The following is a 25,100-nucleotide window of genomic DNA, read 5'->3' as shown; positions in this document are numbered from 1 at the left end:
ATTTGAAAAAACGAATCGCACTTTTGCCCGGTGACGGAATTGGTCCCGAAGTATTGGAAGCGGCTGTTGATGTGCTGAAAAGCGTTGCTGAACATTATCAGCATGAGTTCGAATTTGAATACGGTCTGATCGGCGGCGCGGCAATTGATGAGGCGGGTGTGCCGCTACCTGAAGAAACTGTCGCTGTCTGCAAAGCTGCGGACGCCATTTTGCTCGGCGCGGTTGGCGGGCCGAAATGGGATCAAAATCCTTCTGAACTGAGACCTGAAAAAGGGCTGCTTGGGATTCGCAAACAGCTCGACCTATTCGCCAATCTGCGGCCTGTTAAGGTGTTCGAGAGCTTGGCTGAAGCATCCCCTTTAAAAAGCGAACATATTGAAGGCGTTGATTTTGTCATCGTTCGCGAACTGACGGGCGGCTTATATTTCGGAAAGCCGAGCATGCAGTATGAGAATCAGGACGGTGAACGGGAAGCCGTCGACACGCTGCTGTATCAAAAATCAGAAATCGAAAGGGTTGTCAGGGAAGCTTTTCGAATGGCCAAAGGGCGCAAAGGGAAAGTCACATCTGTCGATAAAGCAAACGTCCTTGAATCCAGCAAACTTTGGCGGAAAACAGCGGAAGAAGTCGCCCAAGGCTTTCCGGATGTCAAGCTTGAGCATATGCTTGTCGACAATGCCGCAATGCAGCTCATCTACAATCCCGGACAATTTGACATCGTTGTCACAGAGAACATGTTCGGCGATATTTTAAGTGATGAAGCTTCCATGCTGACCGGATCGCTCGGCATGCTTCCGTCAGCGAGTCTGTCAAGTTCTGGTCTTCATTTATATGAGCCTGTGCACGGTTCAGCTCCTGACATCGCGGGGCAAAACATCGCCAATCCGCTTGCTGCGATTTTGTCTGCTGCGATGATGCTCCGGACGTCATTCGGTCTTGAAGCGGAAGCAACAGCCGTTGAACACGCGGTCGATCAGGTGCTCCGCTCAGGAAAAAGAACGAAGGATCTCGCAAGAGGGTCTGAGCATTGCACGACAACGTCGATCACGGAGGAAGTAAAAGCCGCATTGGCGGATGACAATGCCATTTCAAACATCATGACCGCTTACGTTTAAGGAAAATGGATATTGGTAGAGGGAGGAAACAAGATGATGCCTCGAACGATCATCGAAAAAATTTGGGATCAGCACGTCATTAAAAAAGGAGAAGGAAAGCCTGACCTTTTATATATCGACCTGCATTTGATACACGAGGTCACTTCGCCTCAGGCCTTTGAAGGCTTACGACAGAAAAATAGAAAAGTCAGAAGGCCCGAAAATACGTTCGCTACGATGGACCACAACATTCCGACTGTGAACCGGTTTGAGATTAAAGATGAAGTCGCAAAGCGGCAGGTCAGCGCACTTGAACGGAACTGCGAAGAGTTCGGGATCCGCTTAGCCGACCTGTCAAGCGTTGATCAGGGGATCGTTCATGTCATCGGTCCGGAGCTTGGATTAACACTGCCTGGCAAAACGATCGTCTGCGGAGACAGTCATACATCGACACACGGGGCATTCGGTGCACTCGCATTCGGGATCGGAACGAGCGAGGTTGAACATGTTCTGTCAACACAGACACTCTGGCAGAAAAAACCTAAAACGCTGGAAATCCGCGTGGACGGCAAGCTGCAAAAAGGTGTGACCGCCAAGGACGTCATTCTTGCCATCATCGGAAAATACGGAGTCAAATTCGGCGCAGGCTATGTGATTGAATATACCGGCGAAGTATTCCGAAACATGTCGATGGACGAACGGATGACCGTCTGCAACATGTCGATCGAAGCGGGGGCAAGGGCAGGGCTGATCGCACCTGATGAAACGACTTTTGAATATGTAAAATCGAAAAAATACGCACCAAAAGGCGAGGAATTTGAAAAGGCTGTCGCAGAATGGAAAAGTTTGAGAACCGATCCCGGCGCTCAATACGACCGCTCAATTGTAATGGACGGAAATGACATTTCACCGATGGTGACATGGGGAATCAATCCGGGGATGGTCCTCCCGGTTGATGCAGCGATTCCGGGACCTGAGGCATTCGCACAGGAAGACGATCAAAAAGAAGCGCTGCGCGCCTATGAATATATGGGTCTTGAACCTCATAAAAAAATTGAAGACATTACAATTGAACACGTCTTTATCGGCTCATGCACGAACTCGCGCATGACAGATCTCCGCCAGGCGGCCGAAATGATCAAAGGACAGAAAGTCGCAGAAGGCGTGAGAGCGATCGTCGTTCCGGGTTCGCAAAGCGTCAAAATCGAGGCGGAACAAGAAGGCCTTCACGAGATTTTTATCGAAGCGGGCTTTGAATGGAGAGAATCCGGATGCAGCATGTGCTTGAGCATGAACAACGATGTTGTACCTGAGGGTGAGCGCTGCGCTTCCACTTCCAACCGCAATTTTGAAGGAAGACAGGGCAAAGGAGCGAGAACCCATCTCGTCAGTCCGGCAATGGCGGCGATGGCCGCAATCCACGGTCGCTTTGTAGATGTCAGAAAACATTATCAAGAGACAACAGCTGTGTAAAGGAGTGAAACGAAAGTGGAGCCTTTAAAGACGCATATCGGAATAGCGGCGGTATTAAACAGAATTAATGTAGATACAGACCAGATCATTCCGAAGCAATTTTTAAAACGGATTGAAAGAACCGGGTACGGCCGCTTTGCATTCTTTGATTGGAGATACCTGGAAAGCGGTGAGCCAAACCCTGAATTTGAACTCAATCAGCCCGAATATAAGGGAGCATCGATTCTCATCGCCGGTGAAAACTTCGGCTGCGGTTCATCACGGGAGCATGCGCCATGGGCGCTTGGTGACTATGGATTTAAAATCATCATCGCGCCGTCATTCGCCGATATTTTTCATCAAAACTGTTTTAAAAACGGAATGCTGCCGATCCGCCTTCCTTATGAGACGTGGAAAGGGCTTGCGGAACAGTACGAAAACCAGTCTTTGAACATGACCGTCGATCTTGAAAAACAGACGATTACAGATCACAGAGGAAAGCAGATCACCTTTGAAGTCGATCCGCATTGGCGGGAGATGCTGCTGAACGGGCATGATGAAATTTCATTAACATTGCTCCTCGAAGAAGAAATCGAACAATTTGAGAAGCAAAGAAGCTCCTGGCTTCAAGCATAAAAAAGCTGTCCGATCCTTTTCGGAGGCTTTTTTTGCTAAAGGGACAAAACACATTGTCATCGGTTCTTTCTTGTTTTTAGCGGGCCGGGTTGATACACTTGTAAAAAATAAGTGCCTGAAAGGAACTTAAGCATGAAGCATGACAAGAAAAACTCAAAAGTCATCCCGTTCCCCAACGTAAAGGAGCGTTTGGTGCATAAAGGGATGTCCGCGCTTAAAGAAAAAGATTATCACGAGGCGCTGAGGCTGTTTTCAGAAGCGAAGCACTACGATGATGAGGAGTCGGACATTTATCTCGGAATGGCCATCTGCCTTTTGGAGATAGGCGAACTTGAGGAAGCGAAGAACATCTGTGAAAAAATGCTGAAGGAAGGCCACGGACACTATTTTACGGTTTTACAGGTCTACCTGACGATTTTAATCCAGCTCAGGCAGTATGAAAAAGTAAAAGAGACGATCGAAGCTGTTCTCGAAGAAAACAAGCTGCCGCCGGAAAGCGCCGAACAGTTTTATAAATTGCTCGATTTCAGCCGCAAGATGACGGAAGATCCCGGCCCGGAGGATGTCATGGAAGACCTGCCGGAGACAAAAGAACTCGATCAGGAGACGATTTTGTCCGACACCGGCGAGCAGTTAAAGCTGATTCACGGGCTCAAAGACCGCAATCTGACGAACTACATCGGCTTATTGAAAACGATTCTGCAAAACCCGAACGGGCATCCCGTCGTGAAAACGATGATTTTGCAGCTGCTCGCAGAATCAGACCATGAAAAACCGACGCTTGTCGCAAAGTTTGGCGAATCGATGACAATCAACCCGAAGGAAACGGTAAAACCGGAAGACATGACGATTCTCAAAGCTGTACTGAATGTGCTGGACGACACGCTGGGGAATGAAAATCCCTCGCTTTACCAGGCGGTGGAAGAGCTGTGGCGCAGGCATATTTATGTGCTGTATCCGTTTCAGCCGAAATACGCAAACCGCGAACTTTGGGCTGCCGCGCTTCATAAAGTCGGATATGAAATGCATGGCATCGACATCGATAAAGCGGAGCTTCATATGCTTTATGAATTCAATGACAGTCAGCTGGAAGAAGCCTGCGCGATGATCAAAGATATAGAAGAAATTTCTTATTTGTAATTGTTGAAAGCAGCAGGCATTGTGTTATAATATAGTGGTTGCATTTGTGAAAAACGGAGCTGATCCGTTTGCCGCTAAAGATTCATTATTTATCTTTGTATACATAATGATGGCTGACATTAGAGCGAAGCTTTTGATGGACGTAGCCGTTTGCTTGTTTTAAAATGGAAAACCGACACAACCTGAATAGATTTTGGAGGGAAACAAATGTCAGTAAAATGGGAAAAACAAGAAGGAAACGAAGGCGTTTTAACGGTTGAGGTAGATGCCGATACCTTTAATAAAGCCCTTGATGATGCATTTAAAAAAGTTGTGAAGCAAGTATCCATTCCTGGATTCCGTAAAGGGAAAGTGCCGCGCGGTTTGTTCGAACAGCGCTTCGGTGTTGAAGCTCTTTATCAGGACGCATTGGACATCCTGCTTCCTGTCGAATATCCAAAAGCGATCGAAGAAGCGGGCATTGAGCCTGTAGATCGTCCGGAAATCGATGTCGAAAAAATCGAAAAAGGCGAAAGCCTGATCTTCACTGCGAAGGTAACGGTTAAGCCTGAAGTGAAGCTCGGCGAATACAAAGGGCTTGGCGTTGAAAAAGACGATACGGCCGTAACGGATGAAGACGTTCAAAACGAACTCAAATCCCTTCAAGAGCGCCAGGCTGAACTGGTCGTGAAAGAAGACGGAAAAGTGGAAGAGGGAGACACCGTTGTTCTTGATTTCGAAGGATTCGTTGACGGTGAAGCATTCGAAGGCGGAAAAGCGGAGAACTATTCCCTTGAAGTCGGCTCAGGCTCATTCATTCCGGGCTTTGAAGACCAGCTTGTAGGCCTTGAAGCAGGTGCTGAAAAAGACGTTGAAGTGACATTCCCTGAGGAATACCACGCTGAAGAATTAGCGGGCAAACCTGCTGTATTCAAAGTGAAAATCCATGAAATCAAAACGAAAGAGCTTCCAGAGCTTGATGACGATTTCGCGAAAGATGTCGACGAAGAAGTCGAAACGCTTGCCGAGCTGACTGAAAAGACGAAAAAACGTCTTGAAGAAGCAAAGGAAAACGAAGCGGAAGCTAAGCTTCGCGAAGAGCTTGTAACAAAAGCTGCTGAAAATGCCGAAGCCGATATTCCTCAAGCGATGATCGACACAGAGCTTGACCGCATGATGAAAGAATTCGAACAGCGTCTGCAAATGCAGGGCATGAATCTTGAGCTTTACTTCCAATTCTCAGGCCAAGATGAAAACGCGCTGAAAGAGCAAATGAAAGAAGATGCCGAAAAGCGCGTAAAATCAAACTTGACGCTGGAAGCCATCGCCAAAGCTGAAAATCTTGAAGTGACGGATGAAGAAGTCGAAGAAGAGCTTTCAAAAATGGCTGAAGCTTACAATATGCCTGTTGAAAATATCAAACAAGCAATCGGTTCTACAGATGGAATGAAAGAGGATTTGAAAGTTCGCAAAGCGATTGATTTTCTTGTAGAAAACCGTTAATATGTTTCATAATCATAATAATAAAACAGGGCGCGAATGTTTCGTGCCTTGTTTTATACAATTTTGACTTATCAGCTTTTCTTTGGGAAAGGATAATGTCAAGCGGATGAACATACATATTGAATATGCCGGATAGGCAAACACAACGTTATCGCCTTTTCGGAAAGTGTGGTAAAATGCAATACATAATGGAACGAATGTTACAGCGTATGTTTCTTTCAGGCGAAGAAACGGAATGACAAGGATATAAGGGGTGAAAGAATGTTTAAATTCAACGAGGAAAAAGGACAATTGAAATGCTCGTTTTGCGGTAAAACTCAAGATCAGGTACGCAAGCTTGTCGCCGGACCAGGCGTGTATATATGTGATGAGTGCATCGAACTTTGCACTGAAATTGTAGAAGAGGAACTCGGTTCAGAAGAAGAAGTGGAGTTTAAAGACGTTCCGAAGCCGAAGGAAATCCGCGAAATTCTTGATGAATATGTCATCGGCCAGGATCAGGCGAAAAAATCCCTTGCCGTGGCCGTCTACAATCACTACAAAAGGATCAACTCCAACAGCAAAGTCGACGATGTCGAGCTGTCCAAGAGCAATATTTCCATGATCGGTCCGACCGGAAGCGGGAAAACGCTTCTTGCGCAAACGCTGGCCCGCATCTTAAATGTGCCGTTTGCCATTGCGGATGCCACATCTCTTACAGAAGCAGGCTATGTCGGTGAAGACGTGGAAAACATTTTGCTGAAGCTCATCCAGGCTGCTGACTACGATGTTGAAAAAGCCGAAAAAGGCATTATTTACATCGATGAAATTGATAAAGTAGCGAGAAAATCCGAGAACCCTTCCATCACACGCGATGTGTCGGGTGAAGGTGTTCAGCAGGCGCTGCTTAAAATTCTTGAAGGTACGGTTGCAAGCGTTCCGCCTCAAGGTGGAAGAAAGCACCCTCATCAAGAGTTTATTCAAATTGACACAACCAACATCCTGTTCATTTGCGGAGGGGCCTTTGACGGTATTGAGCAAATCATCAAGCGCCGCCTCGGACAAAAGGTGATCGGTTTCGGTTCTGATAACAAGCATGACAATCTTGAAAGAGAAGCGCTGCTCTCAAAAGTGCTTCCTGAAGACCTGCTTCGCTTCGGTCTGATTCCGGAATTCATCGGACGTCTGCCGATCATCGCCAGCCTTGAGCCGCTGGATGAAAAAGCGTTGGTCGATATTTTGACAAAACCGAAAAACGCACTCGTGAAGCAATATTCGAAAATGCTTGAATTGGATAATGTGGAGCTTGTGTTTGAAGATGAAGCTCTCACGGAGATCGCCAAAAAAGCAATCGAACGCAAAACAGGTGCGCGCGGACTTCGTTCCATTATCGAAGGAATCATGCTCGATGTGATGTTTGACCTGCCGTCACGCGAAGACATCGAAAAATGCGTGATTACAGGCAAAACCGTCACTGACGGCGAACCGCCGCGTCTGATTATGAAAGACGGCACTGTCGTCAACAAAGATAAAAAGACATCTGCTTAAGATGAAACCCCTTGATTTCAGGGGGTTTTTTCTTTTGCAAAATTATCCCCTCCTTACGTTTATTCCCTCCCTGTTCAGGAAATACTAACTGACATACTTAAGATACGAAACCATTTCAGGAGGGACCATCAGTTGAGCTGGACGAGCATTGCACTTTTTGTACAACTATTTTTCGGAATCATCATCGGTTTATATTTTTGGAATTTGCTTAAAAACCAAAGAACGCAAAAGGTTACAATAGACAGAGAGTCCAAAAAAGAGATGGAACAGCTCCGGAAAATGAGATCGATCCATTTGTCAGAACCTTTGTCAGAAAAGGTAAGGCCTGCAACCTTTAAAGATATTGTCGGCCAGGAGGACGGGATTAAAGCGCTGAAAGCCGCGCTTTGCGGGCCGAATCCGCAGCATGTGATCATCTACGGCCCTCCCGGAGTGGGAAAGACGGCTGCCGCTCGGCTTGTGTTGGAGGAAGCGAAAAAAAATAAGCGCTCCCCTTTTCAGGAACATTCCGTCTTTGTCGAGCTTGATGCGACAACGGCCCGTTTTGACGAACGGGGGATTGCCGATCCGTTAATCGGCTCGGTCCATGATCCGATTTACCAGGGAGCCGGGGCGATGGGACAGGCGGGTATTCCGCAGCCGAAGCAGGGCGCCGTCACACACGCCCATGGCGGTGTTTTATTTATCGATGAAATCGGCGAGCTTCACCCGATTCAAATGAATAAAATGCTGAAGGTCCTTGAGGATCGAAAAGTATTTTTGGAAAGTGCTTATTACAGTGAAGAAAACACGCAAATTCCAAAACATATTCACGACATCTTTCAAAACGGACTGCCCGCTGATTTCAGGCTGATCGGTGCAACAACGAGAATGCCTGAGGAAATCCCGCCCGCGATTCGTTCGCGTTGCTTGGAAGTGTTTTTCCGGGACCTGGAAAAACACGAATTGAAAACAGTCGCAAAAAAAGCAGCTGAAAAAATCCAAAAACAAGTCGCAAATGAGGGGCTGGACCTGTTGACGCGCTATGCACGTAACGGCCGTGAAGTCGTCAATATGATGCAGATCGCCGCCGGAATGGCTTTAACGGAAGAACGCAGCGATGTGACCCTTGAGGATATCGAATGGGTGATCCATTCAAGCCAGCTGACACCAAAATACGAACAAAAAATCGCTCAAAAACCACAAGTCGGTATTGTCAACGGTCTTGCCGTCCACGGTCCAAACAGCGGCTCGCTTCTGGAAATTGAAGTGACCGTCAATCCGGCGGCTGATAAAGGGACGATTAATATTACGGGCATAGCCGAGGAAGAGAATATCGGCAATCAGTCAAAATCGATCCGCCGCAAAAGCATGGCGAAAGGGTCTGTTGAAAATGTCATGACCGTTCTTAAAACAATGGGAGTGAAAGCTTCCGACTATGACATTCACATCAATTTTCCGGGCGGAATTCCGGTGGACGGGCCGTCGGCTGGGATTGCGATGGCGGTCGGCATTTTTTCAGCCATCCATAAAATCCCGATTGACCATACGATTGCCATGACGGGCGAAATCAGCCTGCACGGCCGGGTAAAGCCGATCGGCGGTGTGATTCCGAAAATAAAAGCCGCCAAACATGCGGGCGCTAAAACCGTCATCATTCCGCATGAGAATGTGCAGTCGATCTTAAATCGGATTGAAGGCGTTCATATCATACCGGTCAAAACCTTGCAGGAAGTCCTTGATCTCGCTTTAGTGGACCCGCCGACGGAAATGCCGGAAGGAGCTCAAATCAAAAAAGAATCCGTATAATCCTCATCATCAGATGGGGATTTTTTTAACGGCGTCAGAGGCGTTTTCAAAAGCCTTTCGGAAGCGGCAAGTTTTCTTTCCAAAGGTCATCTTTTCCTTTTTCAGAAGTGGAAGAAAGGGTATACTACAGTAGACCCTTTTATTTCGGGCTTACAATTGTACAGGGATAAAAAAAGTATATTATAATGGTTCATACTAAAGCTACGGAGGTGTCAGTCAAAATGGCAGATGAAACGAAACGAAACATCCCGCTCCTCCCTTTAAGAGGTTTACTTGTCTATCCGACGATGGTTCTGCACCTTGATGTAGGGCGTGAAAAGTCGGTTGAGGCGCTTGAACAGTCTATGATGAATGATCATATGATCTTTTTGGCCACACAACGGGACATATCCATAGACGAACCGAGTGAAGAAGAGATCTTTACGTTCGGAACCTATACGAAAATCAAGCAGATGCTCAAGCTGCCGAACGGAACGATCCGCGTGCTCGTTGAAGGCATTCAGCGCGCCCGCATCCTCGAGTATCATGAAATGGATGACTATACATCTGTAAAAATCGAGCGAATCGAAGAAGAAACCGAAAAAGACGTGGAAGACGAAGCGCTTATGCGTACGCTGCTTGACCACTTCGATCAATACATAAAGATTTCTAAAAAAATATCGGCTGAAACCTTTGCGGCAGTGACAGATATCGAAGAGCCCGGACGAATGGCGGATATCGTCGCCTCCCATCTTCCGCTTAAGTTAAAAGACAAGCAGGAAGTGCTGGAAACCATCGATGTGAAAGCCAGATTAAATAAAGTGATCGACCTGATTCACAATGAAAAAGAAGTCCTTGAGATTGAGAAGAAAATCGGGCAGCGTGTGAAGCGTTCAATGGAAAGAACGCAAAAGGAGTACTACCTGCGCGAGCAGATGAAAGCCATACAAAAAGAGCTCGGCGACAAGGAAGGAAAAACCGGCGAAGTCCAAAAGCTGACTGAAAAAATCGAGCAGGCCGGGATGCCCGACAATGTAAAGGAGACGGCATTTAAAGAGCTGAACCGGTACGAAAAAATCCCGTCAAGCTCCGCTGAAAGCTCGGTGATCCGCAATTATATCGAATGGCTCGTTTCCCTCCCGTGGAATGAGGCGACAGAAGACAGGCTCGATATTAAACTGGCCGGCAAAATACTCGATGAAGAGCATCACGGCCTTGAAAAAGTGAAGGAACGGGTTCTCGAATATTTAGCCGTGCAAAAGTTGACCCGTTCTTTGAAAGGGCCGATTTTGTGCTTGGCCGGACCGCCGGGAGTCGGGAAAACGTCGCTGGCCAAATCGATCGCCAAATCGCTCGGCCGAAAATTCGTCCGCATTTCGCTGGGCGGCGTCAGAGATGAATCGGAGATCCGCGGTCACCGCCGCACATATGTGGGTGCGATGCCGGGCCGGATCATTCAAGGAATGAAAAAAGCCGGCAAGAACAACCCTGTATTTCTTTTGGACGAGATCGACAAAATGGCTTCTGACTTCAGGGGAGATCCGGCGTCAGCGATGCTGGAAGTGCTCGATCCTGAGCAAAACCATACATTCAGCGATCATTATATTGAAGAAACATTTGACTTATCAAAAGTATTGTTTATCGCAACGGCGAACAATTTAGCGACGATCCCCGGCCCGCTGAGGGACAGGATGGAGATTATCACGATTGCGGGCTATACGGAGGTCGAGAAGGTTGAAATTGTAAAGGACCATCTGCTTCCAAAACAGCTGAAGGAGCACGGATTGAAGAAAACCAATCTGCAAATCCGCGACAACGCTGTCCGTGATGTTATTCGCTATTATACGAGGGAAGCCGGTGTGCGGAGTCTTGAACGCCAGATCGCATCGATATGCAGAAAAGCGGCAAAGCTGATCGTCTCAGGCGAAAGAAAAAGGATCACGGTCACGGAAAACAACCTTGAAGACTACCTTGGAAAACGGATGTTCAGATACGGACAGGCTGAGCTCGATGATCAAATCGGCGTTGTCACGGGCCTTGCGTACACGGCGGTCGGCGGAGATACGCTGTCAATCGAAGTGTCGCTGTCCCCTGGGAAAGGCAAGCTGATCTTAACCGGAAAGCTCGGCGATGTCATGAGAGAATCCGCACAGGCTGCCTTCAGCTATGTACGTTCAAAAGCGGAAGAATTAAACATCAGCCCGGATTTTCATGAAAAACAAGACATCCACATTCACGTGCCGGAGGGCGCAGTTCCAAAAGACGGCCCATCCGCAGGCATCACGATGGCGACCGCTCTCGTATCCGCGCTGACGGATCGTCCGGTTTCCCGCAGCGTCGGTATGACAGGGGAAATCACGCTGAGAGGCCGGGTGCTGCCGATCGGAGGTCTCAAGGAAAAGACGCTGGCGGCGCATCGTGCCGGCCTGACAACGATTATTATGCCGAAAGATAACGAAAAAGACATAGAGGATATTCCAAAAAGCGTGCGGGAAGGCTTGACATTCATACCCGTCGCCCATCTGGATGAAGTCCTCAAGCATGCATTAGTAGGAGAAGAGAAATGAAAGTAACAAAATCAGAAATCGTCATCAGTGCGGTGAAACCCGAGCAGTACCCTGAAGGGGGGCTGCCGGAAATCGCCCTTGCCGGAAGGTCGAATGTCGGAAAATCGTCATTCATCAATACGATGATCAACCGGAAAAACTTAGCGAGGACGTCTTCTAAGCCCGGAAAAACACAGACATTGAACTTTTATATTATTAATGACGTCCTCCATTTTGTCGATGTCCCGGGCTATGGATTTGCAAAAGTGTCAAAAACAGAGCGTGAAGCATGGGGCCGGATGATCGAGACGTATTTGACATCACGCGAAGAGCTGAAAGCGGTCGTCCAAATCGTCGACCTCAGGCACGCTCCTTCTCAAGATGATGTCATGATGTACGACTTTTTAAAGCATTACGGAATCCCTGTGATCGTGATCGCGACAAAAGCGGATAAAATCCCGAAAGGAAAATGGGAAAAGCATGCCAAAGTCGTCAGACAGACCTTGAATATTGAACAGGGAGACCAGCTGATTTTGTTTTCTTCGGAAACGAAAAAGGGCAAACAGGAAGCGTGGTCTGCCATTGAACACATGATCAACAGCTGAAAAAAAGCACTTGCCGTCAGAGCAAGTGCTTTTTTGGAATAAATTACTTTCTTTTCAAGAATAATAAGAAGAGGCCGATGAGTATGAAAGCGGCCGGCCAATACGTTTCCACATACGCCGTCTCGATTTTCAGCGAACGGAGCCAGCTGATAATCTGCTGAAAGAAATAGAGGTATAAAGCGACGGCGATCATCAAGAGACTCTCATATTGGTATTCCTTCGTCCGCATTGATTTAACGAGAAGGGCCGCTCCGACAATCAGCACGATCACCGCAAAATCATCCGCATGTCCAAACAGCTCCTGTTTAAAGGTAAAATAAACGCTGATGGCGGTCACCAGCAGGCCGGCAAAGAAGTGGGCGGAATCGGCTTCTTTTTGGCCCTGATATAAAAAGGCCAGACCGATCAATCCCGACAGGACAGACCATTCAGCTTGTCCTTCAAACAGGTTGATCTGTCCCGTTCGCAAAAAGGCGTAAATGGATACGGCGAGCAGCAGCAATGGAAGCAAAACAGATTTCTTTTTCAACGTTATCACCTTCTTGATGTTGTAAATAGAACTAGGAAAGCAATTTCTACTATATCACATCAATTTTTTAAAATCTGTTCACATTTTGTGAAGAGAAAATAGTGAATATATGTTATAATCGTTTTGAATAATAAATTCTATATTATAATGATTCTAATTTAGATAGATGTTGGGGGTGCAAGCAGGAATATGCATATACTTGTCGTGGGATTGGATTACAAATCAGCCCCTGTTGATATACGCGAAAAGCTGACCTTTCAGCCGAGTGAGCTGGGGCAGGCCATGTCGCAGTTAAAAGAAGAAAAAAGCATACTGGAAAACATTATCGTGTCGACATGCAACCGGACAGAGCTGTATGCAGTCGTAGATCAGCTGCACACCGGACGTTACTATATGAAAATGTTTTTGGCGAACTGGTTTGGACTGGCGAAAGAAGAAGTTTCCCCTTACTTAAAGTTTTATGAAAACGACGGGGCCGTTGAACACCTGTTCAGGGTAGCCTGCGGTTTGGATTCGATGGTTATCGGCGAAACGCAGATTTTGGGCCAAGTTCGTTCAAGTTTCAAGCTGGCTCAGGAAGAGAAAACGATTGGCACCGTTTTCAATTATTTGTTTAAGCAGGCCGTCACCGTCGCCAAACGCTGCCATTCTGAAACAGATATCGCTTCCAATGCCGTATCTGTCAGCTATGCCGCTGTTGAGCTCGCCAAAAAAATCTTCGGTGATCTTTCCGATAAGCATGTGCTTATTCTCGGCGCCGGCAAAATGGGGGAGCTTGCGGTGCAAAACCTTCACGGCCAAGGAATCGGACAGGTTACGGTCATCAATCGAACCTTTTCAAAGGCAAAAGAGCTTGCCGGCCGTTTTTCAGGTGAAGCGAAAAGCTTGAATGAGCTGCAGTGCGCTTTAATGGAAGCCGATATACTCATCAGCTCAACTGGGGCAAACGGGTATGTCGTGACAAAGGACATGATCGAACAAGTCAACAAGCTTCGCAAAGGTTGTCCGCTTTTTATGGTGGATATTGCCGTTCCGCGTGATCTTGACCCGGCACTGAGCGAAGCGGAAGGCGTCTTTTTGTATGACATCGACGATCTCGAAGGCATCGTAGAGGAAAACTTGAAGGAGCGTCAGGCTGTTGCTGAGGAAGTGGAGCTGATCATCGAGTCTGAAATCGTCGCCTTCAAGGAGTGGCTGAATACGCTCGGCGTCGTTCCGGTTATCTCGGCTCTGAGGGAAAAAGCTTTGACGATTCAGTCGGAAACGATGCAGAGCATCGAACGAAAACTTCCTCATTTGAGCACGAGGGAGAAAAAGCTTTTAAACAAGCATACGAAAAGCATTATCAATCAGCTTTTGCGCGATCCGATTTTAAAGGTGAAGGAATTGGCGTCAGAACCGGCTGCCGAAGAAAAGCTCGCTTTGTTTATGCAAATCTTTGATATCGAAGAAGCGGCTTTTCCGGCTGCACAGGAACAAGATGAGCGTCAGCCTGCTGCTGTTTTTAAAAGGCTGCAGGGGATCACTTCCATCGCGAGTGAGTGACGGTTATGACGGACACATTGCTGGCAAGGCTTAATGAAGTGACAATCGTGTTTTATGCGCTCAGTGTTCTCTTTTATTTTATAGATTTTCTACAACACAACCGGAAGGCAGGGAAAATGGCCTTCTGGTTGCTTTCTATTGTCTGGATTCTTCAGACGTTCTACCTTTTTTATTTCATGCGGTATACGGATGCATTTCCTGTTTTGAACAATGTCCAGGGTCTGTATTTCTACGCGTGGGTGCTTGTCACGTTGTCGCTTGTGCTGACAAAGCTTTTGAAGGTGGATTTTCTTGTCTTTTTTACAAATGTGATCGGATTTTCAATGGTGGCGATTCATACGTTTACACCGACTGCTCAGCAATCGGCGGAGCTTTCAGGGAGGCTTGTATCAGAGCTTTTGATCATCCATATTACAATGGCGATACTCTCGTACGGAGCGTTTTCTCTGTCTTTCGTCTTTTCGGTGCTTTACCTGTTCCAGTACCGTTTGTTGAAACGGAAAAAATGGGGGAAATGGCTCCTCAGAATTGAAGACTTGTCAAAGCTTGATCATATGGCATACATTCTCAACATTATCGGGGTTCCGATGCTGCTTTTGAGCCTGATACTGGGGATAATATGGTCCTATGTGTCACTTGAAACGCTCTACTGGACGGATCCGAAGGTGCTCGGTTCAATCGTGCTGCTTTTTTTATATGGATACTATTTATTTATCAGGATTGTCAAAGAGCTGCAGGGACGGATTGCGGCGATGTGGAATACCGCGTCTTTTCTTGTTCTCTTGATCAATTTCTTTTTGCTCGGCAGTTTTTCGCAATTTCATTGGTTTAGTTGAAAACGGGCTGGCCGTAGTGAAGTGGGAGGAAAAAACATGAGAAACATCATCGTAGGCTCAAGAAGAAGCAAATTGGCGATGACCCAGACAAAATGGGTGATCAGCAAACTGAAGGAATTCAATCCCGAAATGACGTTTGACATAAAGGAAATGGTGACCAAAGGCGATCGTATATTGGATGTCACCTTGTCAAAGGTTGGCGGGAAAGGGCTTTTCGTCAAAGAAATCGAGCAGGCGATGCTCGCTGGGGAAATCGACATGGCGGTTCACAGCATGAAGGACATGCCGTCCGCACTTCCTGAAGGGCTCATGATCGGCTGTGTTCCGAAGCGGGAAGATGTCCGGGATGCGCTGATTTCCAAAGGACATCAAAAGCTCGCGGATCTAAAACAAGGAGCGGCGGTAGGAACGAGCAGCCTGCGGAGAAGCGCGCAGCTCTTGCAAATCCGCCCGGACCTTGAGATCAAGTGGATCAGGGGTAATATCGATACAAGGCTGAAAAAGCTGGAAACGGAAGATTACGACGCGATTGTTTTGGCGGCGGCAGGCCTGTCAAGGATGGGGTGGCAGGACGATGTCGTTAGCGAATTTCTTGATCCGGAAAGCTGTCTCCCCGCCGTTGGACAAGGCGCTTTGGCGATTGAATGCAGAGCGTCCGACAAGGAGCTGCTGTCTCTGTTTTCCAAGCTGAATGACCGCTATACCGAACGGACCGTTATGGCTGAGCGCAGCTTCCTTCATGCGATGGAAGGCGGATGTCAGGTTCCGATTGCAGGCTTTGCGATGATGGATGAAGAAGATGTCATCGAACTGACCGGACTTGTCGCCTCTCCCGACGGCAAAACGGTCTACAGAGAAAAAGCGAGGGGAACGGATCCTGAGGCTGTCGGCCGGGAATGTGCGCTGGCCATGTCTAAAAAAGGCGCAAAGGCGTTAATTGACCGCGTCAAACAGGAGCTTGATGAACATGAAGGATGATCATCTTCCTTTAAAAGGGAAAAAGGTGCTCATCACCCGCAATAAAACGCAGGCCCGCTCTTTTGCAAAAAAAGTGGAGGAATTGGGGGGAGAAGCGGTTTTAACTTCATTGATTTCATTCCGCCCCGCCCTGCCAAGAGAGCAGGCGTCTCTCTTTCAAGCGGGCCTTGAAGCCGCTGACTGGCTGGTCTTTACAAGCGTAAACGGGGCCAAATTCTTTTTTTCATACTTGGAAGATCACGGAATCAACCTGCCGGAGGCACCGCGGGTAAAAGTGGCCGCCGTCGGCGAAAAGACCGCCCGGTATTTGCGGGACAGGCGCCTTGACATCGACCTCATACCGGATCTTTATGTGGCTGAACAGCTGGCGGAAGCTTTAAAACAACAGCTGAACCGGGGTGAAAAAGTCGCGGTAATAAAAGGCAATCTCTCCCGCGATGTGATCAAAAAAACCCTTTCTCCCCTCGGGATTGACGTTTCGGAATGGACGCTGTACGAAACCGTCCCTGACCGGCGGGGAATTCGTGATCTGAAAGGCGTGGCAAAACGCGAAGCATTTGATTTTGTGACGTTTACGAGTTCCTCGACGGTACATACATTTATGAGCATTCTGAAAGAGGAAAGCAAGGATTGGGCCGAACGGGGCCATACCGTGTTTATCAGCATCGGCCCTTTGACGAAGAAGGCGCTTGCGGAATACGGAATCCCTTCCTTGATGTCTGAAGTATACACAATTGACGGAATGCTGGAAGCGATGTGCAGCATTTCAAGAAAAGGAGAATGACAAATGGAAGCATCATTTCACAGACACCGCCGTCTGCGGACGACAGCAGGCATGCGAAAATTAGTAAGAGAAACCGAATTGGGGGCCGCAGACTTCATCTACCCGATTTTTGTGACGGAGGAACAGAACGCGAAACACGAAGTGCCGTCCATGCCGGGAGTATATCAGCTGTCTTTAGACAACCTCAAAGAAGAGATGGAGGAAGTCGTTCGTCTCGGCATTCAATCGGTGATTGTTTTCGGTGTGCCTGTGCACAAAGATGATGTCGGAAGTGGAGCATATCATGACCACGGCATTGTCCAAAAAGCGATTTCAAAAATTAAAGAAGACTTTCCTGAGCTGGTCGTCATCGCTGACACATGTCTTTGCGAATATACGGACCACGGCCACTGCGGCCTTGTTGAAAACGGGGAAATTTTAAATGACGAATCGCTCGTCCTTCTGGCGAAAACAGCGGTCAGCCAAGCTCGCGCTGGCGCGGACATTATCGCTCCGTCAAATATGATGGACGGATTTGTTGCCGCGATCAGGGAAGCGCTTGATCAGGAAGGATTTACAAATGTGCCGATTATGTCGTACGCTGTTAAATATGCGAGCGCTTTTTACGGACCTTTTCGCGATGCGGCCGGCAGCAGTCCGCAGTTTGGAGACCGGAAGACATATCAGATGGATTATGCCAACCGCCGTGAAGCCCTTAGGGAGGCGCAGTCTGACGTGGAAGAAGGCGCCGACTTCCTGATCATCAAACCGACGCTTTCCTATCTCGATATTGTCCGCGAGGTGAAAAATGAATTCAATCTGCCTGTCGTCGGATACAATGTCAGCGGGGAATACGCCATGGTTAAAGCGGCTGCCCAAAACGGCTGGATTGACGAAAAAGCGCTTGTTCTGGAAATGCTGACAAGCATGAAACGGGCCGGCGCGGATCTCATCATTACGTACTTCGCAAAAGATGCGGCCAAATGGCTGGCAGAATAAGATTATGAACTGGGGGTTTTAGAGGATGCGCAGCTATGAAAAGTCTAATGCGGCTTTCAAAGAGGCGAAACGAGTCATGCCGGGCGGAGTGAACAGTCCGGTTCGCGCCTTTAAATCAGTAAATATGGACCCGATTTTTATGGAGCGGGGAAAAGGCTCAAAAATATATGATATTGACGGAAACGAATATATCGATTACGTCTTATCATGGGGTCCGCTTATTTTAGGGCACAGCAATGAGAAAGTCGTCAGCGGCATACAAAAGACCGCTCTGAATGGGACGAGCTTCGGCGCGCCGACAAAGGTTGAAACAGAGCTTGCCGAGCTTGTCATCGAGCGCGTTCCTTCCATAGAGGTCGTGCGCATGGTGAGCTCGGGTACCGAAGCGACGATGAGCGCCTTAAGGCTTGCGAGAGGATATACAGGCCGGAATAAAATTGTGAAATTTGAAGGCTGCTACCATGGACACGGCGATTCGCTGCTGATTAAAGCAGGCTCAGGGGTCGCCACACTGGGTCTCCCGGACAGCCCCGGGGTTCCCGAGAGCATCGCCCAAAATACGATTACTGTTCCCTACAATGATCTCGACAGCATGAAGCTTGTCTTTCAGGAATACGGAGATGACATAGCCGGCGTCATCGTAGAGCCTGTAGCCGGAAATATGGGAGTTGTTCCGCCGCTGACAGGATTCCTTGAAGGGCTTCGCGAGCTGACGGAAACGCATGGCGCACTGTTGATCTTCGATGAAGTCATGACAGGCTTTAGAGTGGATTACAACTGCGCACAAGGATACTTCGGTGTGACGCCTGATTTGACATGCCTCGGAAAAGTGATCGGCGGCGGTCTTCCTGTCGGCGCTTACGGAGGAAAAGCCGAGATCATGGAGAAAATCGCTCCGAGCGGACCGATTTATCAAGCCGGTACCTTGTCAGGCAATCCGCTGGCGATGACGGCGGGGCTCGAAACATTGAAGCAGCTGACGCCTGATTCCTACAAGGAGTTCTCCCGCAAAGCCGACCGATTGGAAAAAGGCATCTCTGAAGCCGCTGAAAAACACGGCATTCCTCATACATTCAACCGTGCGGGATCGATGATCGGCTTCTTCTTTACGAACGAACCTGTCATCAATTATGAGACGGCCAAACAGTCTGATCTTGATCTGTTTGCCGAGTATTATAAAGGCATGGCTGATGAGGGCGTGTTCCTGCCGCCGTCACAGTTTGAAGGATTGTTTCTGTCAACCGCGCATTCTGATGAAGATATTGAACAGACGATTTCGGCCGCTGAAAGGGTATTCGCGAGAATCGGCCGATCCAAATAAAAGCAGAGAGGCTGCCGGCATGTCCGGCGGCTTTTTTTGTGCGCCCCCATGTTTTCTGTTCATATTCTCCCGGTTCTTTTCATACATCTTTACTGACATCTAATTTTAAAAATTAGGTGAAGGGAGGATATCAGTTTGCCGCAAAACAATCGTTTGCAATTTTCTGTAGAAGAGTCGATCTGTTTTCAAAAGGGACAGGAAGTATCGGAATTATTATCAATTTCATTGGATCCGGATATTTCCGTTCAGGAAGTGAATGATTATGTATCCATACGCGGGTCATTAGAGCTGACAGGCGAATACAACATAGATCAAACCCGGGAGTATGCTGAGCTGCCTGCGACAAGCCGATTTGTGGAAGATGTGAAGCTAAAAGGGGATAGCAGCGCGGAGCTGACGCATTGTTTCCCTGTGGATATCACCATCCCCAAAAACAAAGTCAGCCACTTAAATGACGTGTTTGTTTTTATCGACGCTTTCGATTATCAATTGACAGATGCCCGTATGCTGACGATACAGGCGGACTTGGCGATTGAAGGACTGCTGGACGTGGCGGGGGACGCCGACGAGACTGAGGAAGCGGATGTGCCGGTTTTTGAAGATGCACAACAAGCTGAAGAGTCGTTTGAGCCCGTTTACAGGGACCAAGGGGAGGAAGAGGAACTGAATGAAATCCCGCTTCATCTTGACACCCCGTACGATGAGCAGGCCGTGAATCAGCGGAACGAAGAGACGGATGATGAAAACGTGCCGATTTATCAGTCGTTTCTTAGCGATGACGAACATGAAGCAAAACCGTTTTTCACTGCGTCACTGTCGGCGGCGGAAAGGGCGAAGCGTGAATGGGAAGGACAAAAAGAGCCGGCTGACAGCCTAGAAGATGCAGAGGCCCAAAAGGAATCTGCCAAAAGCGCTGAAGAGGCTGAACCTGAACTTGAAAGAGAAGAAAGTGAAGAACAAAAAGAAGAGGAACCGGTTTACAGAACTTATCAAAACCATGAAGAATCAAATGAAACTCCGTTTTTCGGCGACCCGCCTCTTTTGGAGGACGAAGATGAAGAAAGAGAGCCGGATTCTTTTGACATTGAAGTGACGCAGGAATCCTCGGAAGAGGAGGAAGCCGCCCACTCGATTGAGATTCCGGAATACTCGTTTCACGAGCAGACAGAACCTGAAGAGGAAGCGAGAGATGAAGCCGATATACACGAAGCATCCGCCAAAGAAAATGACAATGCGCTTTATTTGACAAAGCTGTTTACAAAAGAGGGAGAGGAGGAGTTTTCGCGAATGAGGATGTGCATCGTTCAGCAAAATGATACCATCGATCTTCTGTGCGAACGTTACGACATTAATGTTCAGCAGCTCATACGGATGAATTCCCTTTCCCTTGACGAAGAGTTAAAAGAAGGACAGATCCTTTATATTCCTGATTATCATAACAGCCATGCCTAACGTATGAGCAAAAATGTGGTGAGCGAAAATGGAAGACATCCAGGCTCTCTTAAATGAATACGGTCTAGCCGCCGAATATATCGAACCTGTCAGCCCGAAAGTATGGAAGGTTTACACCGCCCACGGTGTATTCGCGTTAAAGAAGCTGGAGCCTTCAAGGAATAACCGCTTCACTGAACAGATGATACTGCTGGAGGAAAAAGGCTACAGACAGTTTGTTCCTGTCTACCGAAACCGCGGAGGGGAATTTTTAACCGGAGCGGGTCAAGAAGTTTGCTATTTAATGCCCTGGCTCACGCTGGAAAGAGGGGAAGAGCGGGATCAAAAGCATGAACATCTGTTTCAGGAAATTGCCCTCATCCATCAGAAAACGGAAAAAGAACTCAGGATGAGGCGGGAAGATATCGTCGGCCACTATGATCGGACAAAACGAAAATGGGAGATAGAGAAACAAAAATACGAAGAGATTGTCAGCCGGGCTGAGAAAGAATGGTATATGTCCCCTTTTCAGCTTCAGGCGGCCATGTATTACAGAGAGACGATTTCCGCCGTTGATTTTGCGCTAGACCGCCTTGATGAATGGCATGAAGCGATCAAAGAAAAAGAGTCTTCCAGAATCGTCTTGAACCACGGGCAATTGTCGGTCCATCATTTTCTGTACAACGATATGGGAACGGGCTATTTTACAAACTTTGAGAAAGCAGGATATGCCCCGCCTGCGAATGATCTGATCTTATTTTTCACAAGAATGTTCAAGTCCAATCCTGCATCATGTACGGAATGTGTGAACTGGTATTATACGTACCACGGTGTTTATCCTCTGCGCGAGGAGGAAGTGAGTTTATTCTTAAGTTATATGGCATATCCGGGGGCGATGTTTAAGACACTCAGCCGCTATCAGACAGAGAAGAAGCTGGAGGAAAAAGAAGCTTGCACGAAACTCTTGAAGGCGTATTGGCAGATGAAAAATGCAGAACCGCTTGTGATGAACATTCATAAAACAGAAGAAAACCGAAAACTGCAGGAAGAAACAGAGTCCCCATCATCATGATGCGGACTTTTTTTACTTAAATCCAGTCAAGGTGAAAGGCGCAGGCAAGGAGTATCAGAATGCCTAAAAGGAGAACATCAAACGTTGTTGGGAAGATGATGGTTCGAATGCCGTGAAAGATCGTAATCGGGAGGGCGACCTGGACTGCGACAAGCTTGATTTGTTTCAGCCAGGGCTGGAGTGAATATGTGTTGAATTTTTTTCGCATCTTTTGCCTCCTCTCCTTGTCGTTACAGCATCATATGAGAAAAAAAAGCCTGTGTGCATGGCCCAATCTTGTATAGAACAAGATCAAAGCGGAAAAGATGATTGACGAAATGAAAAAAGATTTAGTAATATAAGAACAAGAAAAAGTACGTGCTGAAAAATCAATGATCCACCCGCTTTGAATGGGAAGAGTACAAAAACAGACGCTTACAGAGAGGGATGTCGGTTCGCTGAAAGGCTCCCAGCCAGTCTTTTTTGGAAGGTCGCCCAGGAGCGCAATTTCTCGAACATAAAAAGTAGAGAAATTCGGGAAAGTCCCGTTATCCCATTTAAGTGCATGAATGCGTATTTGCATTCATGAAAAAAGGTGGTACCGCGAGAGAGTTCTCTTCGTCCTTTTGATAGGATAAAGAGGACTCTTTTTTATTGATCAGCCGTTTATACTGCTGGAGGTTTGAATATGGATAAACAAGAACTGACGATGCCGACAAAATATGATCCGGCCTCAATTGAAAAAGACAGATATGAATATTGGGTGAACGGCAAGTTTTTTGAAGCCGAAAATGATCCGGAAAAAGAGCCGTACACCGTCGTCATCCCGCCGCCGAATGTCACGGGAAAGCTGCACTTGGGCCATGCCTGGGATTCGACGCTTCAGGATATTGTAACAAGAATGAAACGGATGCAAGGATATGACGTGCTCTGGCTGCCGGGTATGGATCATGCCGGAATCGCGACACAGGCAAAGGTTGAAGCGAAGCTCCGTGAAGAAGGCATATCGCGCTATGATCTGGGCCGCGAAAAATTTCTTGAAGAAACATGGAATTGGAAAGAGGAATACGCCGATTTCATTCGCAGCCAATGGGCGAAACTCGGCCTTGGCCTCGACTATTCAAGAGAGCGGTTTACCCTTGATGAAGGGCTGTCAAAAGCGGTTCGCGAAGTCTTTGTCAAGCTCTATGAAAAAGGCCTGATTTACCGCGGAGAATATATCATCAACTGGGACCCTGCAACAAAAACGGCTCTGTCTGATATCGAAGTCATTTATAAAGATGTTCAGGGTGCGTTTTACCATATGCGCTACCCGCTGAAAGACGGTTCAGGCGCCATCGAGATCGCCACAACCCGTCCGGAAACAATGCTCGGAGACACGGCGGTCGCCGTTCACCCGGAAGATGAACGGTACAAACATTTAATCGGCAAAACGGTCATCCTGCCGATCACCGGGAGAGAAATTCCGATTGTCGGAGATGACTACGTCGATATGGAATTTGGTTCAGGGGCTGTTAAAATCACACCCGCCCATGATCCGAACGATTTTGAAATTGGAAACCGCCACAACCTCGAGCGGATTCTCGTCATGAATGAAGACGGAACGATGAATGACAACGCCCTTCAGTATAAAGGTATGGACCGTTTTGAATGCCGCAAACAGATCGTCAAAGATCTTCAGGAAGAGGGTGTGCTGTTCAAAATTGAAGAGCATACACATTCGGTCGGCCACAGCGAACGCAGCGGAGCAGTCGTTGAGCCGTACTTGTCAACGCAGTGGTTCGTGCAAATGCAGCCGCTTGCCGATGCAGCCATCGAATTGCAAAAAAGCGAAGGAAAAGTCAACTTCGTCCCTGACCGTTTTGAAAAAACGTATCTTCACTGGATGGAAAATATCCGTGACTGGTGCATCTCCCGCCAGCTGTGGTGGGGACATCGGATTCCGGCCTGGTACCATAAAGAAACGGGCGAAATCTATGTCGGTGTTAAAGCGCCGGGGGATGCCGAAAACTGGGAGCAGGACAACGATGTTCTTGACACCTGGTTCAGTTCGGCGCTGTGGCCGTTTTCAACAATGGGCTGGCCTGATATCGACGCTGAAGATTTCAAACGCTACTATCCGACAAACGTCCTTGTAACTGGCTATGACATTATTTTCTTCTGGGTATCCAGAATGATTTTTCAAGGGGTCGAGTTCACCGGGGAACGGCCGTTTAAAGACGTCTTGATCCACGGGCTTATCCGCGATGACCAGGGCCGGAAAATGAGCAAATCGCTCGGAAACGGCGTTGATCCGATGGATGTGATCGATAAGTACGGAGCGGATTCCCTGCGTTACTTCCTTGCGACAGGAAGCTCACCGGGGCAGGATTTGCGCTTCAGCTTTGAAAAAGTTGAATCAACATGGAACTTTGCGAATAAAATTTGGAATGCGTCAAGGTTTGCGCTGATGAACATGGACGGCATGACATATGAAGAACTCGACTTGACCGGGGACAAATCGGTTGCCGACAAGTGGATTTTAACAAGACTAAATGAAACGATTGAAACGGTGACGCATCTCGCCGATAAATATGAGTTCGGTGAAGTCGGCCGCCACCTGTACAACTTTATTTGGGACGATTTCTGTGATTGGTACATTGAAATGGCCAAACTTCCGCTTTATGGCGATGATGAAGCGGCGAAAAAGACGACGCGCTCCGTATTGGCGTATGTACTCGATCAAACGATGCGCCTCCTGCATCCGTTTATGCCGTTTCTGACGGAAGAGATTTGGCAGCATCTTCCTCATGAAGGGGAATCGATCACAGTCGCCAAGTGGCCTGAAGTCGTCAAAGAATATACCGACACTGAAGCTGCAGCGGATATGAAGCTTCTTGTCGAAGTGATCCGCGCCGTTCGGAACATCCGCAGTGAAGTGAATACACCGCTCAGCAAGCAAATCGAGCTGTATATTAAAACGAGCACACCGGAAATCGCCGCCCGTCTCGATGAAAACCGCTCGTACGTGGAACGTTTCACAAACCCGAGCCTGCTTCAAATCGGAACGGATATCAAAACGATTGATAAAGCGATGACCGCCGTCGTTTCAGGTGCCGAGCTGATTTTGCCGCTCGAGGGTCTGATCAACATTGACGAAGAAATCAGCCGCCTTCAAAAAGAGTTTGATAAACTGACCAAAGAAGTGGAACGGGTTCAGAAAAAATTAAACAATGACGGCTTTATGAAAAAAGCGCCTGAACACGTCATTGAAGAAGAACGGGCAAAAGAAGCCGATTATACGGCGAAACGGGAAGCTGTCGAAAAGCGGATCGCTGAATTGAAAAACTAAAAAGGAAAAAGAGAAGGTGTTTTCCGGGCCCCAAGGGCGGCTGGAAAACACCTTCATCATTGAAGGG

The 25,100-nt window shown here is 47.7% G+C and carries 19 protein-coding genes, 1 pseudogene and 1 other annotated feature; of the genes and pseudogenes, 18 read left to right on the top strand and 2 right to left on the bottom strand.

Features of this window, described 5'->3' with window-relative positions:
* The first annotated feature begins 2 nt into the window (after window positions 1-2).
* The 9 genes from leuB to yihA all read left to right on the top strand — a co-directional run bounded on the left by leuB (window position 3) and on the right by yihA (window position 12,249).
* Window positions 3-1,115, top strand: coding sequence for a 3-isopropylmalate dehydrogenase (gene leuB / locus P3X63_RS15450; protein WP_026588147.1), 1,113 nt, complete (start codon window positions 3-5; stop codon window positions 1,113-1,115).
* A 33-nt stretch (window positions 1,116-1,148) separates the two neighbouring features.
* On the top strand, window positions 1,149-2,567 hold the full coding sequence (gene leuC, locus P3X63_RS15445) for a 3-isopropylmalate dehydratase large subunit (protein WP_026588146.1): 1,419 nt from the start codon (window positions 1,149-1,151) through the stop codon (window positions 2,565-2,567).
* A 15-nt stretch (window positions 2,568-2,582) separates the two neighbouring features.
* Complete coding sequence (gene leuD / locus P3X63_RS15440) at window positions 2,583-3,182, top strand: 3-isopropylmalate dehydratase small subunit (RefSeq protein WP_026588145.1); 600 nt, start codon at window positions 2,583-2,585, stop codon at window positions 3,180-3,182.
* A 132-nt stretch (window positions 3,183-3,314) separates the two neighbouring features.
* Complete coding sequence (ddcA, locus tag P3X63_RS15435) at window positions 3,315-4,322, top strand: DNA damage checkpoint antagonist DdcA (RefSeq protein WP_277691354.1); 1,008 nt, start codon at window positions 3,315-3,317, stop codon at window positions 4,320-4,322.
* A 207-nt stretch (window positions 4,323-4,529) separates the two neighbouring features.
* Window positions 4,530-5,804, top strand: coding sequence for a trigger factor (gene tig / locus P3X63_RS15430; RefSeq protein ID WP_026588143.1), 1,275 nt, complete (start codon window positions 4,530-4,532; stop codon window positions 5,802-5,804).
* A 261-nt stretch (window positions 5,805-6,065) separates the two neighbouring features.
* Window positions 6,066-7,331 carry an ATP-dependent protease ATP-binding subunit ClpX gene (gene clpX / locus P3X63_RS15425; RefSeq protein ID WP_026588142.1) on the top strand — a complete coding sequence of 422 codons (1,266 nt, stop codon included), beginning with the start codon at window positions 6,066-6,068 and terminating at the stop codon, window positions 7,329-7,331.
* A gap of 132 nt (window positions 7,332-7,463) precedes the next feature.
* A complete protein-coding gene (gene lonB / locus P3X63_RS15420; protein WP_026588141.1) occupies window positions 7,464-9,119 on the top strand; it encodes an ATP-dependent protease LonB in 1,656 nt (551 codons plus the stop codon).
* 221 nt (window positions 9,120-9,340) lie between these two features.
* Window positions 9,341-11,665: an endopeptidase La gene (lon, locus tag P3X63_RS15415; protein ID WP_026588140.1), complete on the top strand. Its 2,325-nt coding sequence runs from the start codon at window positions 9,341-9,343 to the stop codon at window positions 11,663-11,665.
* On the top strand, window positions 11,662-12,249 hold the full coding sequence (gene yihA / locus P3X63_RS15410; RefSeq protein WP_026588139.1) for a ribosome biogenesis GTP-binding protein YihA/YsxC: 588 nt from the start codon (window positions 11,662-11,664) through the stop codon (window positions 12,247-12,249). The genes lon and yihA overlap by 4 nt, the downstream gene beginning before the upstream one ends.
* Before the next feature lie 43 nt (window positions 12,250-12,292).
* On the opposite strand, the gene P3X63_RS15405 is transcribed toward yihA, so the two are convergent.
* A complete protein-coding gene (locus tag P3X63_RS15405) occupies window positions 12,293-12,787 on the bottom strand; it encodes a hypothetical protein (protein WP_410207089.1) in 495 nt (164 codons plus the stop codon).
* Window positions 12,788-12,967: 180 nt separating this feature from the next.
* On the opposite strand from P3X63_RS15405, the gene hemA reads away from it, so the two are divergent.
* The 8 genes and pseudogenes from hemA to ysxE all read left to right on the top strand — a co-directional run bounded on the left by hemA (window position 12,968) and on the right by ysxE (window position 21,723).
* The gene (gene hemA, locus P3X63_RS15400; protein WP_026588137.1) at window positions 12,968-14,323 is read left to right on the top strand and encodes a glutamyl-tRNA reductase; all 1,356 of its coding nucleotides are present in this window, start codon (window positions 12,968-12,970) and stop codon (window positions 14,321-14,323) included.
* 5 nt (window positions 14,324-14,328) lie between these two features.
* On the top strand, window positions 14,329-15,159 hold the full coding sequence (locus tag P3X63_RS15395; RefSeq protein ID WP_026588136.1) for a cytochrome C assembly family protein: 831 nt from the start codon (window positions 14,329-14,331) through the stop codon (window positions 15,157-15,159).
* Between the two features lie 36 nt (window positions 15,160-15,195).
* Entirely contained in the window at window positions 15,196-16,137 is a 942-nt protein-coding gene (gene hemC / locus P3X63_RS15390) for a hydroxymethylbilane synthase (RefSeq protein WP_026588135.1), read from the top strand.
* Entirely contained in the window at window positions 16,127-16,921 is a 795-nt protein-coding gene (locus P3X63_RS15385) for a uroporphyrinogen-III synthase (protein ID WP_077736307.1), read from the top strand. Before hemC ends, P3X63_RS15385 begins: the two co-directional genes overlap by 11 nt.
* A 3-nt stretch (window positions 16,922-16,924) precedes the next feature.
* Window positions 16,925-17,899, top strand: coding sequence for a porphobilinogen synthase (gene hemB, locus P3X63_RS15380; RefSeq protein ID WP_026588133.1), 975 nt, complete (start codon window positions 16,925-16,927; stop codon window positions 17,897-17,899).
* A 25-nt stretch (window positions 17,900-17,924) separates the two neighbouring features.
* Entirely contained in the window at window positions 17,925-19,220 is a 1,296-nt protein-coding gene (gene hemL, locus P3X63_RS15375) for a glutamate-1-semialdehyde 2,1-aminomutase (protein WP_277691348.1), read from the top strand.
* 135 nt (window positions 19,221-19,355) lie between these two features.
* A pseudogene (locus P3X63_RS22925) lies at window positions 19,356-19,904 on the top strand (LysM peptidoglycan-binding domain-containing protein); the annotation flags it as partial.
* 796 nt (window positions 19,905-20,700) lie between these two features.
* Entirely contained in the window at window positions 20,701-21,723 is a 1,023-nt protein-coding gene (gene ysxE / locus P3X63_RS15365) for a spore coat protein YsxE (protein WP_026588130.1), read from the top strand.
* A gap of 16 nt (window positions 21,724-21,739) precedes the next feature.
* On the opposite strand, the gene P3X63_RS15360 is transcribed toward ysxE, so the two are convergent.
* Window positions 21,740-21,931: a hypothetical protein gene (locus tag P3X63_RS15360; RefSeq protein ID WP_026588129.1), complete on the bottom strand. Its 192-nt coding sequence runs from the start codon at window positions 21,929-21,931 to the stop codon at window positions 21,740-21,742.
* Window positions 21,932-22,099: 168 nt separating this feature from the next.
* Window positions 22,100-22,331 (top strand) — a binding site (T-box leader).
* A 59-nt stretch (window positions 22,332-22,390) separates the two neighbouring features.
* On the opposite strand from P3X63_RS15360, the gene P3X63_RS15355 reads away from it, so the two are divergent.
* Window positions 22,391-25,033: a valine--tRNA ligase gene (locus P3X63_RS15355; RefSeq protein ID WP_026588128.1), complete on the top strand. Its 2,643-nt coding sequence runs from the start codon at window positions 22,391-22,393 to the stop codon at window positions 25,031-25,033.
* The last annotated feature ends 67 nt before the right edge of the window (window positions 25,034-25,100 follow it).

The sequence above is a fragment of the Bacillus sp. HSf4 genome, assembly GCF_029537375.1.
GTDB lineage: Bacteria > Bacillota > Bacilli > Bacillales > Bacillaceae > Bacillus > Bacillus sonorensis_A.
The sequence above is the reverse complement of the archived record's forward strand: the minus strand, read 5'-3'. Positions and strand labels throughout refer to the sequence as shown.

What these genes read in the sequence shown, in the direction of transcription:
- tig (WP_026588143.1), top strand. Translation starts at nt 4,530, where the DNA reads ATGTCAGTAAAATGGGAAAAACAAGAAGGAAACGAAGGCGTTTTAACG.
- hemA (WP_026588137.1), top strand. Translation starts at nt 12,968, where the DNA reads ATGCATATACTTGTCGTGGGATTGGATTACAAATCAGCCCCTGTTGAT.
- P3X63_RS15355 (WP_026588128.1), top strand. Translation starts at nt 22,391, where the DNA reads ATGGATAAACAAGAACTGACGATGCCGACAAAATATGATCCGGCCTCA.
- lon (WP_026588140.1), top strand. Translation starts at nt 9,341, where the DNA reads ATGGCAGATGAAACGAAACGAAACATCCCGCTCCTCCCTTTAAGAGGT.
- P3X63_RS15395 (WP_026588136.1), top strand. Translation starts at nt 14,329, where the DNA reads ATGACGGACACATTGCTGGCAAGGCTTAATGAAGTGACAATCGTGTTT.
- P3X63_RS15385 (WP_077736307.1), top strand. Translation starts at nt 16,127, where the DNA reads ATGAAGGATGATCATCTTCCTTTAAAAGGGAAAAAGGTGCTCATCACC.
- ddcA (WP_277691354.1), top strand. Translation starts at nt 3,315, where the DNA reads ATGAAGCATGACAAGAAAAACTCAAAAGTCATCCCGTTCCCCAACGTA.
- clpX (WP_026588142.1), top strand. Translation starts at nt 6,066, where the DNA reads ATGTTTAAATTCAACGAGGAAAAAGGACAATTGAAATGCTCGTTTTGC.
- hemB (WP_026588133.1), top strand. Translation starts at nt 16,925, where the DNA reads ATGGAAGCATCATTTCACAGACACCGCCGTCTGCGGACGACAGCAGGC.
- hemL (WP_277691348.1), top strand. Translation starts at nt 17,925, where the DNA reads ATGCGCAGCTATGAAAAGTCTAATGCGGCTTTCAAAGAGGCGAAACGA.
- yihA (WP_026588139.1), top strand. Translation starts at nt 11,662, where the DNA reads ATGAAAGTAACAAAATCAGAAATCGTCATCAGTGCGGTGAAACCCGAG.
- leuC (WP_026588146.1), top strand. Translation starts at nt 1,149, where the DNA reads ATGATGCCTCGAACGATCATCGAAAAAATTTGGGATCAGCACGTCATT.
- hemC (WP_026588135.1), top strand. Translation starts at nt 15,196, where the DNA reads ATGAGAAACATCATCGTAGGCTCAAGAAGAAGCAAATTGGCGATGACC.
- P3X63_RS15360 (WP_026588129.1), bottom strand. Translation starts at nt 21,931, where the DNA reads ATGCGAAAAAAATTCAACACATATTCACTCCAGCCCTGGCTGAAACAA.
- ysxE (WP_026588130.1), top strand. Translation starts at nt 20,701, where the DNA reads ATGGAAGACATCCAGGCTCTCTTAAATGAATACGGTCTAGCCGCCGAA.